The sequence below is a fragment of the Ruegeria sp. HKCCA6707 genome (assembly GCF_013033515.1).
Lineage (GTDB): Bacteria > Pseudomonadota > Alphaproteobacteria > Rhodobacterales > Rhodobacteraceae > Ruegeria.
The window spans coordinates 543,110-554,617 of sequence record NZ_WQEG01000001.1 but is presented as its reverse complement, the minus strand read 5'-3'; the positions used below and the strand labels follow the sequence as shown (position 1 = coordinate 554,617).

The following is an 11,508-nucleotide window of genomic DNA, read 5'->3' as shown; positions in this document are numbered from 1 at the left end:
GCTTATTCGGCAGCCTCGCTTACAGGCGCAAGGATAGCACGGATCTCTGCTTCTTTGATGTCGTCATGCTCGGCGATAACCACAAGGCGCGAGCGGCGGTCTTCGCCCGGTTGCCACGGACGGTCATATTGATGACGCACGCGCGCACCCACGGCTTGCACCAGAAGACGCATCGGCTTGCCCTGAACAGCGGCATAGCCTTTGACGCGCAGAATGTTCAGATCGGTGGCCAGACGTTCGATCTTCGTCACCAGATCAAGCGGGTCGCTTTGTTCCGGCAACTCGATGATGATGCTGTCGAAATCGTCATGTTCATGATCGTGGTGGCCGTCATGATGCGATGGGCGCGCGTCCATGTCATCTTCGGCCGCGGCCTCAAGCCCCAGAACAACGCGCACATCCACAACGCCTTCGGCGACTTCGACCACCGGCAGCGGGCGCGGAGCCTCGGCGGCGATCACCGCTTTGGCCTTGGCCACGCCTTCGGGACCGGCCAGATCGGGCTTGGTCAGTAGGATGATATCGGCACAGGAAATCTGATCTTCAAAGACCTCGGACAGGGGTGTCTCGTGATCAATCGAGTCATCCGCCAGCCGCTGCGCATCGACGGCCGCCACATCTGTTGCAAAGCGACCCGCAGCGACCGCCTCGGCGTCGGCCAGGGCAATCACACCGTCCACGGTGATTCTCGAACGGATATCGGGCCAGTCAAACGCCTTGAGCAGCGGTTTCGGCAGCGCCAGACCCGAGGTTTCGATCAGGATGTGATCGGGGCGCGGCTCTAGCGCCATCAACGCTTCGATCGTGGGGATGAAATCATCGGCCACGGTGCAACAGATGCAGCCATTGGCCAGTTCCATGATGTTCTCGGCAGGGCAATCAGGGATCGCGCAGGATTTCAGGATATCGCCATCAACACCGACATCGCCGAACTCATTGACGACGACGGCCAGGCGCTTGCCCTGAGGATTCTGCATCAGATGCTTGACCAATGTGGTTTTGCCAGACCCCAAAAATCCGGTGATCACGGTGACGGGAAGCTTTTCAAGCGTGCTCATTTCAGGGCTCCAATCGGGGGAATACGTGCCGCACAGTTCTTGCGGAAATGCTCAGGACGCTCACGCCATTTGACCAAACCGTCTTCGGTCTCCAGGTATTTCGTGGCGCCGTCGACGATGGTCTCGACATGGTCGGTCTCATTCAGATGTTCATAGACGAACGTCCAGCGATCGGGCCCGCCGCGCAAAACTATGGAACAGCCTTCGTCGCAGTTCGACAGGCATTCAACGGCTTTCAACGTGATCCCTTCGGGCAGATCAGCTTGCGCCAGCGCCTTGTGCAGCAATGCGCCGGGCCGTTCCGCGTCGTCCTCTATGGGCAGGCCGCGCCGACAGGTGGTGCAGACCAACAACTCGACCGGTACTGCCTCGGTCATATCTCTCATCCCCCCAGATCCTTTTCGTGGGGGACGGGGTTTCATGCGGGTCACGTCAGACCCCACTCCGGAACACCCCGTCCGGTTTCAGTCTTTTTTGCTGGCAGGTCTCCCGGCTTGCGGATGTCAGAGGCTTGCCTCTGTCGGATGTCCCACCTTCCCGGCCTAGGCCAGTGGCTTTGGGCACCCTCTCCGGTCACGGTCGCGGGGGCGGCTGCGTTTGACGGACGATCCGCTGACGCATTCCCTTTTCATCTGCTGTCGCAGACACCAACATATGGCTCATGAGGCACAGTTGACCCCGTTGTCAAGCGCGTTGCGCTAACAACAAGGCCAAGGGCTGAAAAGCGACTTGTGCGGGTCGCTGAGCGGCATGACGGGCTTTGCGCGCTGTGTTCGCCTGACCAAAACTGCAAACAGGGGAGCAGAGCTGAATGAAAGTAGGTTTTATCGGGCTGGGAAATGTGGGCGGCAAGCTGTCAGGATCGCTGCTGCGCAATGGCATTGATCTGACCGTGCATGATCTGAACGAAGATCTGGTGGCCGAGTTTGTTGCCAAAGGTGCAAAAGCTGCGGAAAGCCCGGCGCAACTGATGCGCGATTGCGACGCGGTGATCACCTGCCTGCCATCGCCTGCGGCCTCGGACGCTGTGATGCAAGAGATGCTGCCCGAAGTGGGGCCCGGCAAAATCTGGATGGAAATGTCGACCACCGACGAAGCCGAAGCCAAACGCTTGGGCGCACTGGTGATCGAACGGGGCGGCGCGGCTGTGGATTGCCCGGTTTCGGGCGGCTGCCACCGCGCGGCAACCGGCAATATCTCGATCTTTGCTGGCTGTGACCGCGAGACATTCGAGCGGATCCTGCCGTTTCTGACCACAATGGGCCGCCGGGTTTTACACACGGGCGATCTGGGCTCGGCCTCGGTGCTGAAAGTGCTGACCAATTATCTGGCAACCGCCAACCTCATCACATGTGCCGAGGCATTGGTAACAGCCAAGGCTGCTGGAATGGATCTGGGCACGACCTATGAGGCCATCAAAATCTCATCGGGCACGTCCTTTGTGCACGAAACCGAAAGCCAGGTGATCCTCAACGGCTCGCGCGATATCTCTTTCACCATGGACCTGGTGAAAAAGGACATCGGCCTGTTTCAGGACGTGGCGGATCGCGCAGGCGTGCCGCTTGAGATCAACCCTGTCATGATCAAAATCTTCGACGATGGCATCGCGCGATTTGGCGAACGCGAACTCTCACCCAATATCATCAAACGCCTCGAGGAAGCCACCGGACTGGATATCCGCGCGGCAGGTTTTCCAGCAGAGATGGAAGACGATGAGCCAGAAGAGCAAGGTTACGAAGTGATCCCGCAAAACCGAACGCTTAGCCAGTAAACACTTGGGCACCAAACCCAACCGATCTGCGTGAAGCTGCGTTGGCGTATTTGAAAGGCTAGAACCGACCACGCTTGTAAGGATCAGCAAGGTCACCATGGTCACAAAGGAATGCTGCCTGAAACAAAGGCGGCATAAACATGGCTTCCACCCGTTCGAAACCTGATCACGCAAACAGAACAGGGGCTAAAATACCATATTAGCCAAATTGTTATCCTGAGCCGTTTCTTAAAGGCTGATTAGCTTGCATACAGGCAATGAAAGCACTTTTGAGGTTCGCGTGATTTCCAAGCGTATCGACTATTTCAGTTTGGCGCTCTGCGCATTCGGGCTTGTTGGGCTCTGCGTTGGTGTTCTTTTGCCATTCACGCAGGCGTCGATTCCACCATTGATCGACTACCCCAACCATTTGGCCCGAATACATGTACTAAAGTCGCTTGCCGTTTCTTCAGAGTTCGAAGGCATATACGAGGCCGCTTGGGGACCCATCCCGAACTTGGCCATGGATGCGATCACTGTCTTTGGACTTCCATTTCTGAACAGCGAAGCTGCTGGGTTTGTGTTTCTGCTTCTTGCGGTAGCGGTTTTTATCGGAGGGTCTTTGACGTTAAACGCGACCCTTTTCGGACGCCTGCACATTGGGCTTGCTCTTCCGTTTTTGACGGCCCTGAACATCGTCTTTGCGTGGGGGTTTTTGAACTTCTACTTTTCCGTAGGGCTCATGCTGTTTTCCGTCAGCGTGCTGATCCAGGCACAAAGACGCGAAGCTCCGTTGTTGTATCTTGCACTCTCGGTTTTGCTGGTCGCGCTCTATTTTTCACACATTTTCGGATACCTGTTTTGCCTCGCAATTTCATTTGCGTATCTGGTTAACGTAAACGCGTCACGCTTGCGTTCGCCTCTGGCGATCAAGAGTTTTGTGCGTTTTACGTTCTGCGTGATTCCGTCGCTCGCGATCTTTGCCTTCAATCACTTTCTCTCAGACGCGGGTCTTGAGCCGATGCCTATGGGATCTTGGTGGGGTGATCTGCACAACAAGGCGATGGCGTTCCTGGGTATCGGTCTGTTTCAAGGGGACGCGCCCGATTGGGCAGTCTGCATATTCGTGCTTTTGTTGTATCTGTGGCTCGGGCTTACAGGGCGCGTCAGTATCGCGCCAAGTATGCGTTTGGCCCTGGGTGGGCTTTTTGTGGGGACAATCGGATTGCCTGCAGTTCTATTTGGTGTGTTCCTTGATGCGCGGGTCGGTTTGATATTCATGGCACTGCTTGTTGCCTCAAGCTGCTTTGAGGTGAAAAATACACGGATCAACACCGCCTTGGTCGCCCTGGCCGTGTGCCTTTCAATTTTCAAAGGAAGCTCAATCGCAGCCAACTGGAACGCGTTTTCGGAAAACGTAGACGAGCTGAAATCGGCAGTCGCGCAAATCACACCAAGGTCGAAGGTTATTGGTGCCTTTGACTTGCCAGGAAGCCGCCCCGAGCTGACCTATTCGACCCAATGGCGTATGGCCACCGGAGCGCGCAACATGCACCAGCCATCCGGTTTCCTTTCGTTTCGCAACATTGACAGTCTCGCGGTGATATTTGGCAATGCATTTGTACCGACGCTGTTCACCTATCCTTCGACGCAACCAATAAGAACCGAACGGGATTTACTGCACCTGGACCCGATACGCCCCTCACGGGCTTTGACAACAGCGCTCCTGTTCGGTGTCCTGGATGAAGAGCACAGGCAAAATATTTTGGGGGTCGCTGTGGGGCGGAACGAGAGGATCTACTATGCGGAATGGCCGCAAGACTTTGACTATCTCATTGTCTTCGGACCGCCCAAAACAGAGCAGGTAGAGAACCTGCAGGTTATTGAAAACGGATCGTTCTTCAAAATTTACCGCATCAAAGCGCCTTCATAAGCGAATTGACCTCTCACAGAACGTGCCAACACCGCACGCAAGCCATCAACCTGCAGCCCAGGTCATGACGCACCGCAGCGTTTTGGCCTTTGGGCGAAGGGCAGAATGAGAACGAACCGGTCAAATCAACAGCTTTGGAAATCAAAGCTAAGCGGAGGCTGTGGGTGAAACGGCAGTATGTGGAGGCGAGTACCGGAATCGAACCGGTGTACACGGATTTGCAATCCGCTGCGTCACCACTCCGCCAACTCGCCTTTGTAAATGAAATCAATCACTTGCTGTGGTGTGGTGGGCGTTCTAGCAGCTTTCCGTGGGAACGTCCAGAGCTTTGAGGGCAAAACCATTCGGTTGCAGTGAAATCGGGGTTCATGGCCCTGGATTTTGCTTGACCACCGCTTTGGTGGTCGTGGCCCGTTGCCGCAGCGCTGTGGATATGGCAAAAGCGCGAAAACAAGGGAAACAGAAAGACCGATCCCATGACAGATTTCGCAGCCCGACGCCTGACAATGGTCGACACCCAGATTCGTCCGTCCGATGTCACGAAATTCCCCATCATCGATGCCATGCTGAGCGTCGAGCGTGAGAAATTTGTGCCCGATGCGCTGCGTGAGGCAGCTTATGTCGGAGACCTGACCGATCTGGGGCAGGGGCGATGCCTGCTGGAACCGCGAACACTGGCAAAGATGCTGGATGCATTGAATATTTCCAATGACGAAGCGGTGTTGGATGTTGGCTCGTGCTATGGGTATTCCACGGCGGTGGCCGCACGCATGGCGCAGCTTGTTGTTGGCGTCGAAGCAGATGAAGCCATGGCTTCTGAGGCGCAGACCGTGTTGATGGAAACGGGTGAAGATAACGCGATTGTCCATATCGGACCTTTGGAACAAGGTGCGGCAGAGCATGGACCGTATGACGTGATCCTTGTTCAAGGCGGGGTCGAACGAGTGCCCGAGGCGCTGTTGGATCAGCTAAAGGACCAAGGCCGGATTGCTTGCGTTTTCATGGAAGGCGACCTTGGTACTGTGCGCGTTGGTCACAAGATCGACGGGCAAGTCAATTGGCGATTTGCGTTTAACGCCAGCGCGCCGGTTTTGCCCGGGTTCACCCAAGAGTGTGCATTTTCGCTATAGTCCAGATTCAAAGTTTTTGACTGCCTTGATTAGTTCAATTCAAAGGCGCAAATTGCGGTCGAGGCAGTGTTTTTTTGAATTCGAGAGGAATCGGAGATGGGTGGGACCCTAACAAGAAAGTTGGCGCACGCGCTGGCTTTGACCGCGGGTATCGCAGTTTCTAGCCTTCCGGTGCGTATGGCTTGGGCGGATAACCTGACCGATGCATTTATCGGTGCTTACAACACCAGTGGTCTATTAGAACAAAACAGAGCGCTTTTGCGGGTTGAAGATGAAGACGTTGCAATTGCTCTGTCTGCATTGCGTCCGATTGTGAACTGGACGGTCGAAATCTCGCAGGATTTCAATCGCGCACGGACCAACAATTTCGTAACCTCTAGTCAACCAACGGATTTTTTCACCGGGCTGACTTTTAGCCAATTGCTTTATGACGGTGGCGCGACCTTGTTTGGCAAGCAATCGGCCCAGGAAACTGTGTTGGCGACGCGGCAAACATTGTTGGATGTCGAGCAGCAAATTCTATTCCGGGCGGCGACTGCGTATCTGAGCGTGTTGCTGCAGGAAGAAACCGTCGGCATCCGCCAGAACAACGTCGATCTGTCCAGCGAAGAGCTTCGTGCGTCTCAGGACCGGTTTGAGGTTGGCGAGGTGACCCGAACGGACGTTGCGCTGTCTGAGGCGCAATTGGCCAGTTCGCGGGCCGATCTTGCCGATGCGCGCGGTGATCTGGAAACAGCACAGGCAGAGTATGTTAATGCCGTCGGCAAACAACCGGGCAAGACAAGCGGGCAGCCAAGGCTTCCAAACCTGCCCAGCAGTCTGTCTGAGGCTCAGGGCTTGGCACGTCGCAATCACCCTGCGATCCAGTCGGCGCAGCACCAGGTGCGTGCGTTTGATCTGTTGGTTGAACAACAGCGCGCAAACCTCGGACCTAATGTCAGCCTGAATGCAAGCGCGGGTGTGACCGAAAGCTTTGACGACGATGATTATAGCAACGCAGGTTCGGTCTCGCTGAACCTGACCCAACCGATCTATCAGGGTGGCGGGCTTGCTGCGGCTGTTCGTCGGGCCATGGCCACGCGCGATGCGTCTCGGGCGAACTTGCTGAACGTGGAAAAAGATATCACTCAGGGCGTCACAGACGCATATGTGCGCTTCGAGACCGCCACAGCCAGCCTGCGCGCGTCGACCGAACGGGTGCGTGCGTCTCAGGTGGCATTCGATGGGATTCGCGAAGAAGCGACGCTGGGTGCGCGTACCACGCTTGACGTATTGGCCGCTCAGCAAGACCTCCTTGACGCTCAATTGGCGGAAATCGCCTCTCGTACCGAGCGGTCTTTGGCGGCTTATCAATTGCTGCAGGCGCAGGGGCTTTTGACCGCAGAACGTCTTGGTTTGGCAGTGCAGATTTACGATCCGACCCTGTACTACAATCTGGTTAAAAAAGCGCCATCAGCGGTGAGCAAACAGAGCCGAGACCTCGATCGTGTGCTGAAAGCCTTGCGGCGCGACTAGTGCCGCAATACTACCTGTTGTGGGGCGAGGGCGGATTGGCTACACTCGCTCGCACAGGTAGAGCGGTAGAGAAGAATGTCGGATAGTGTCGTCAAAGCAGGCGGTGAGGATGTGCTTTCTTCGATCAAACGATTGGTGAGCGAAGAAGTGCGGGACGAGCCAGAGTTTCTTTTTATCCCAACGGCGCAGCCAGCCAAGCCAGGGCGGCTGGTTCTGACCGAAGAGCTGCGCGTCGGAGAAGATGCCGGTGCGGACGTCGAGCGCGACTCGCCTCTTCAGTTGGTGCGACAGTTGGACGAAAGCCGGGAAATCGCCGCTCGCAAACCCGGTTCTGAAGATACTGGTCCGATTCGATTGCGCGCGCGAGATGCGGTTGGCCCTGCACCGCTTGAGCGCAGGAATTGTGCGGTTGACGGGTCTGCCGACCCGGTTCAGAGCGAAACTGCAAATGGTTCTGGTCGCGACTTGGCTGGCAGCCTGAGTGCCAAGATTGAAGCGCTGGAAGCGGCAATTGCGCGTACCGAAGATCAATGGGAACCTGACGGTGAAAGCAACGACGCCTATTCCGGGACGCGCACGCGCGCGGTGGACTGGCCTGCCGAAGCGGATGAGACAGTCGACGACGATGGTGCTGCGATTTTCATCCGCGCCCGAAAAAACACCACTGATGTAGCCGCGCCGAGCGACAGGAAAGCACTTCTGCCCGAAGGTCTGGACGAAACGGCATTGCAAGAGCTGATCGCTCAGATCGTGCGTGAAGAATTGCAGGGCGAGTTGGGTGAACGCGTGTCGCGCAATCTGCGCAAAATGGTCCGGCGCGAGATTGCGCGTGCCTTGATCGCCGAAAAGGTTGATTGACGATCACCCTTTGTTGGGGTGTTGCGCCAGCGCCAGAAGTTGATCCAGATCCATGTGCTGTTCCAGATGGTCGGCCAAGGCGTCGAGCGTATCCTCGACGCCGTCTTCGTAAGCGATATCCGAGGTGACGCCCAGCCGCGACAGATAACTGGCGCGAAATGGATCCGATGAAAAGATCCCGTGCAGATAACTGCCGCGCACGCGGCCATTGGCGCTGCTGGCGCCTTCGGGGCGGCCATCAATGTCCAACCAGGCGCGCACGCAATCCGGGCCAACTGTGCGACCCATATGGATCTCGTACCCGCTGACGGGCTCATGGCCGGGCAGGGCTGTCGCCTGTGTCAGCTTTACCTGCTTGCTGCCCGCCATGACTGTTTCCACGTCGAGAAAACCAAGCCCCTCAACTTTGCCAGGGCGGCCATCCACGCCGTCTGGATCATCGATCGAGCGGCCCAACATCTGATAGCCACCGCAAAGGCCCAGGACATGACCGCCACGGCGGACATGGGCCAACAGATCGATATCCCAGCCTTGCGCACGGAAATAGGTCAGATCGCCGATCGTCGACTTGCTGCCGGGCAATAGCACCAGATCGGCATCTCCGGGCAGGGCGCGACCGGCGGGTACAATCTCGACCGTGACACCGGGTTCAGCCGAGAGCGGATCGAGGTCATCGAAATTCGCCATCCGCTCTAGCTGAGGCACAACGACCTTGCAGGCGCCACCTGCTGTTGACCGGACATCCATCATGTCTTCGGCGGGCAGCTTCCATGCATCGTGGAACCAGGGCACGACGCCAATGCAGGGCCAGCCGGTGCGCGCGGCAATATCGTCGCGGCCATCGTCGAACAAAGACACATCACCCTTGAAGCGATTGACAGCAAAGCCCCGGATCATCGCCAGATCAGCTGGGTCGAGCACCGCCTGAGTGCCAACGATCTGCGCAATTACTCCACCGCGATGAATGTCACCCACGAGAACAACCGGAACATTGGCTGCGCAGGCAAAGCCCATATTGGCGATGTCTCCTTGACGCAGATTGGTCTCTGCCGGGCTGCCAGCGCCTTCGACCAGAACCAGATCGGTATCCGCGCAAAGCCGGTGAAAGCTTTCTAAAGCTGCGTTCAGAAGTTTGGATTTGTCTTTGCGGTAGTCCCCGGCCTTCATCTTCCCAGCCCTTTGTCCCTGCACAATGATCTGCGCACCTGTATCGGTCTCGGGCTTTAGCAAAATAGGGTTCATGTCCGTGTGGCTCGCCCGGCGCGCGGCACGGGCCTGTAGCGCCTGTGCGCGCCCAATTTCGCCACCGCTGTCGGCCACGGCAGCGTTGTTCGACATGTTCTGTGGCTTGAACGGTGCGACCCGCAAGCCACGCCGGGTAAAGACGCGGGCCAGACCGGCCACAAGAACCGATTTGCCGACATTGCTGCCGGTGCCCTGAATCATGATGGACCGCGCCATGGCTTGTCTCCTATGTTGGCGGTCAGATGACCTGATTTGCAGGCAAAGGAAAAGCACAAGTTGAACACGCCTGCGCATCTTTTGATTGGGGCCGCTGTCTTTGCCCGCCCAGCGAAAGGGCGCGTGCTGGCCGCTGTATTGATCGGATCGTTGCTGCCTGATCTTTCGCTTTACCTGATGGCGGGGATTTCGCTGCATGTGCTGGCGATCCCGCCGCAGGTTGTGTTCCGAGAGCTCTATTTCTCAACCGCCTGGCAAACCGTGTTTGCCATCGACAATTCGTTTCTGCTGTGGGGGCTGGCCCTGCTGATCGGGATCTGGCGCGGTTGGCGTCTGGTGGTGCTGGGGGCAGGCGCTGGGCTATTGCACCTGCTCACTGACTTTGTGCTGCATGCCGGCGACGGTCGCCCGCAGTTCTGGCCGTTCAGCGGTTGGGTGTTTCACAGCCCTGTCAGTTATTGGGACAGTAGTCATCACGCGTTCTGGGTGGCACCGGTTTTGGCGCTCGCCTGCATGGCGGCTTATGGGGCGTTGTGGCTGCGCGGCCTGACACCTGGCGCCAAACTGTTTTTTGGCGCGCTTCTATTGGCCGAGTTGTGGGTTGCACGGCAATGGCTTTTGTTTTTCTGAGCCCAAAGAAAAACGCACCCCGATGACAGGGGCGCGTTTTTTCGTCCGTTTGAGACGGTGATCAGGCGGCTTCGGCCTGCTGTGCGGCGTTCCGACGCTCGCTTTCTTCACGCGACAGCGCAACAGATGTGCGCACACCACGGCCAACGAACTCCATCAGTCCGCTGACAACCCGCTCATTGGGGTCGATACCCGCGCAAGACAGTACTTCGCGCCCATCGCGCGAGCGTGCCCAGCGGGCGATTTGTTCCGGGCCATTGCCATATTTTTTGTCATCCGCAATAGCGTCGTCCAGTGCGGCCAACACAACAGCCGCGAAAAGTTTGCGTGCACGATTGCCTTGCTCGTTGTTAAAGGCAGTGCCGTCAACGAAATCTCTCATCTCGTCTTCCTTGTTTTTCTTGCTCTTGCAATTTTCGGCGTGACGGTTCTTATGACCGATTAGTTGCGATTCGGATACACCTAATTTGCATAACTACGTTGCGTCATTTGCATGGCTTGCTGCACCTGCAGCACTAGGTTTCGTTGTCTTGCCAGGTGTAGCCACGCCAGATATAGGGACGACAACTGACGCATCAACCGTTTGTGAAGGATTTATGTCATGCCCAAGATAAATGGGAACGAAATTCGCCCCGGCAATGTGCTTGAGCATAATGACGGGCTGTGGGCTGCTGTAAAAGTTGATCACGTAAAGCCCGGAAAAGGTGGCGCTTTTGCACAGGTCGAACTGCGCAACCTGCGCAATGGATCGAAGCTGAACGAACGGTTCCGGTCTGCGGACAAGGTTGAGCGTGTGCGTCTGGAGCAGAAAGATCAGCAGTTCCTCTACGAATCCGACGGCATGTTGGTGTTCATGGACTCCGAAACCTATGAGCAGATCGAACTGCCCGCCGATCTGTTGGGGGAACGCCGCCCGTTTTTGCAGGATGGCATGACCATTGTGGTGGAGTTCTATGAAAGCGAAGCATTGAACGCGACGCTGCCTCAGAAAGTAACCTGCAAGATTGTCGAGACCGAGCCGGTGGTGAAAGGGCAGACCGCTGCGAACTCGTTCAAACCAGCTGTGCTGGACAATGGCGTTAAGGTTATGGTGCCACCCTTTATCGGTCAGGATGAGATGATCGTGGTGAATACCGAGACCATGGAATACTCGGAACGCGCCTGATCCGGATA

At 56.7% G+C, this 11,508-nt stretch carries 11 protein-coding genes, 1 tRNA gene and 1 riboswitch; of the genes, 7 read left to right on the top strand and 5 right to left on the bottom strand.

What is annotated here, in order from left to right; genetic code table 11:
* Positions 1-2 precede the first annotated feature (2 nt).
* Both cobW and GOW40_RS02745 read right to left on the bottom strand, forming a co-directional pair.
* Positions 3-1,058 carry a cobalamin biosynthesis protein CobW gene (gene cobW, locus GOW40_RS02750; protein WP_171128776.1) on the bottom strand — a complete coding sequence of 352 codons (1,056 nt, stop codon included), beginning with the start codon at positions 1,056-1,058 and terminating at the stop codon, positions 3-5.
* Positions 1,055-1,435 carry a DUF1636 domain-containing protein gene (locus GOW40_RS02745; protein ID WP_171128778.1) on the bottom strand — a complete coding sequence of 127 codons (381 nt, stop codon included), beginning with the start codon at positions 1,433-1,435 and terminating at the stop codon, positions 1,055-1,057. Before GOW40_RS02745 ends, cobW begins: the two co-directional genes overlap by 4 nt.
* 84 nt (positions 1,436-1,519) lie before the next feature.
* Positions 1,520-1,725: riboswitch (cobalamin riboswitch) on the bottom strand.
* Between the two features lie 144 nt (positions 1,726-1,869).
* Between GOW40_RS02745 and GOW40_RS02740 the strand changes: the two genes are divergently transcribed.
* Positions 1,870-2,829 carry an NAD(P)-dependent oxidoreductase gene (locus GOW40_RS02740; RefSeq protein ID WP_171128780.1) on the top strand — a complete coding sequence of 320 codons (960 nt, stop codon included), beginning with the start codon at positions 1,870-1,872 and terminating at the stop codon, positions 2,827-2,829.
* A 244-nt stretch (positions 2,830-3,073) separates the two neighbouring features.
* A complete protein-coding gene (locus GOW40_RS02735) occupies positions 3,074-4,741 on the top strand; it encodes a hypothetical protein (RefSeq protein WP_171128783.1) in 1,668 nt (555 codons plus the stop codon).
* Positions 4,742-4,921: 180 nt separating this feature from the next.
* Here the strand turns inward: GOW40_RS02735 and GOW40_RS02730 are convergent.
* Positions 4,922-4,995: transfer RNA gene (locus GOW40_RS02730), tRNA-Cys, on the bottom strand.
* Between the two features lie 222 nt (positions 4,996-5,217).
* Between GOW40_RS02730 and GOW40_RS02725 the strand changes: the two genes are divergently transcribed.
* The 3 genes from GOW40_RS02725 to GOW40_RS02715 all read left to right on the top strand — a co-directional run bounded on the left by GOW40_RS02725 (position 5,218) and on the right by GOW40_RS02715 (position 8,244).
* Positions 5,218-5,871, top strand: coding sequence for a protein-L-isoaspartate O-methyltransferase (locus GOW40_RS02725; protein ID WP_171128786.1), 654 nt, complete (start codon positions 5,218-5,220; stop codon positions 5,869-5,871).
* Positions 5,872-5,967: 96 nt separating this feature from the next.
* A complete protein-coding gene (locus GOW40_RS02720; RefSeq protein WP_171098193.1) occupies positions 5,968-7,386 on the top strand; it encodes a TolC family outer membrane protein in 1,419 nt (472 codons plus the stop codon).
* 75 nt (positions 7,387-7,461) lie between these two features.
* Positions 7,462-8,244 (top strand): hypothetical protein, encoded by a 783-nt coding sequence (locus GOW40_RS02715; protein ID WP_171128788.1) that lies wholly within the window; start codon positions 7,462-7,464, stop codon positions 8,242-8,244.
* A gap of 3 nt (positions 8,245-8,247) precedes the next feature.
* Here GOW40_RS02715 and GOW40_RS02710 read toward each other — a convergent pair whose 3' ends face one another.
* Positions 8,248-9,705 (bottom strand): cobyric acid synthase, encoded by a 1,458-nt coding sequence (locus GOW40_RS02710; RefSeq protein ID WP_171128790.1) that lies wholly within the window; start codon positions 9,703-9,705, stop codon positions 8,248-8,250.
* A 60-nt stretch (positions 9,706-9,765) separates the two neighbouring features.
* Here GOW40_RS02710 and GOW40_RS02705 point away from each other — a divergent pair, with 60 nt between their 5' ends.
* Positions 9,766-10,335, top strand: coding sequence for a cobalamin biosynthesis protein CobQ (locus tag GOW40_RS02705; RefSeq protein ID WP_171128792.1), 570 nt, complete (start codon positions 9,766-9,768; stop codon positions 10,333-10,335).
* 61 nt (positions 10,336-10,396) lie between these two features.
* Here GOW40_RS02705 and GOW40_RS02700 read toward each other — a convergent pair whose 3' ends face one another.
* Positions 10,397-10,717: a DUF6280 family protein gene (locus GOW40_RS02700; protein WP_037310273.1), complete on the bottom strand. Its 321-nt coding sequence runs from the start codon at positions 10,715-10,717 to the stop codon at positions 10,397-10,399.
* A 219-nt stretch (positions 10,718-10,936) separates the two neighbouring features.
* Between GOW40_RS02700 and efp the strand changes: the two genes are divergently transcribed.
* Entirely contained in the window at positions 10,937-11,500 is a 564-nt protein-coding gene (efp, locus tag GOW40_RS02695; RefSeq protein ID WP_171128793.1) for an elongation factor P, read from the top strand.
* Positions 11,501-11,508: the final 8 nt, after the last annotated feature.

Bases quoted from the DNA above. Each gene is read 5' to 3' on its own strand.
- GOW40_RS02700 (WP_037310273.1), bottom strand. From the start codon at position 10,717: ATGAGAGATTTCGTTGACGGCACTGCCTTTAACAACGAGCAAGGCAAT.
- GOW40_RS02745 (WP_171128778.1), bottom strand. From the start codon at position 1,435: ATGACCGAGGCAGTACCGGTCGAGTTGTTGGTCTGCACCACCTGTCGG.
- GOW40_RS02740 (WP_171128780.1), top strand. From the start codon at position 1,870: ATGAAAGTAGGTTTTATCGGGCTGGGAAATGTGGGCGGCAAGCTGTCA.
- GOW40_RS02715 (WP_171128788.1), top strand. From the start codon at position 7,462: ATGTCGGATAGTGTCGTCAAAGCAGGCGGTGAGGATGTGCTTTCTTCG.
- GOW40_RS02725 (WP_171128786.1), top strand. From the start codon at position 5,218: ATGACAGATTTCGCAGCCCGACGCCTGACAATGGTCGACACCCAGATT.
- GOW40_RS02720 (WP_171098193.1), top strand. From the start codon at position 5,968: ATGGGTGGGACCCTAACAAGAAAGTTGGCGCACGCGCTGGCTTTGACC.
- efp (WP_171128793.1), top strand. From the start codon at position 10,937: ATGCCCAAGATAAATGGGAACGAAATTCGCCCCGGCAATGTGCTTGAG.
- cobW (WP_171128776.1), bottom strand. From the start codon at position 1,058: ATGAGCACGCTTGAAAAGCTTCCCGTCACCGTGATCACCGGATTTTTG.
- GOW40_RS02710 (WP_171128790.1), bottom strand. From the start codon at position 9,705: ATGGCGCGGTCCATCATGATTCAGGGCACCGGCAGCAATGTCGGCAAA.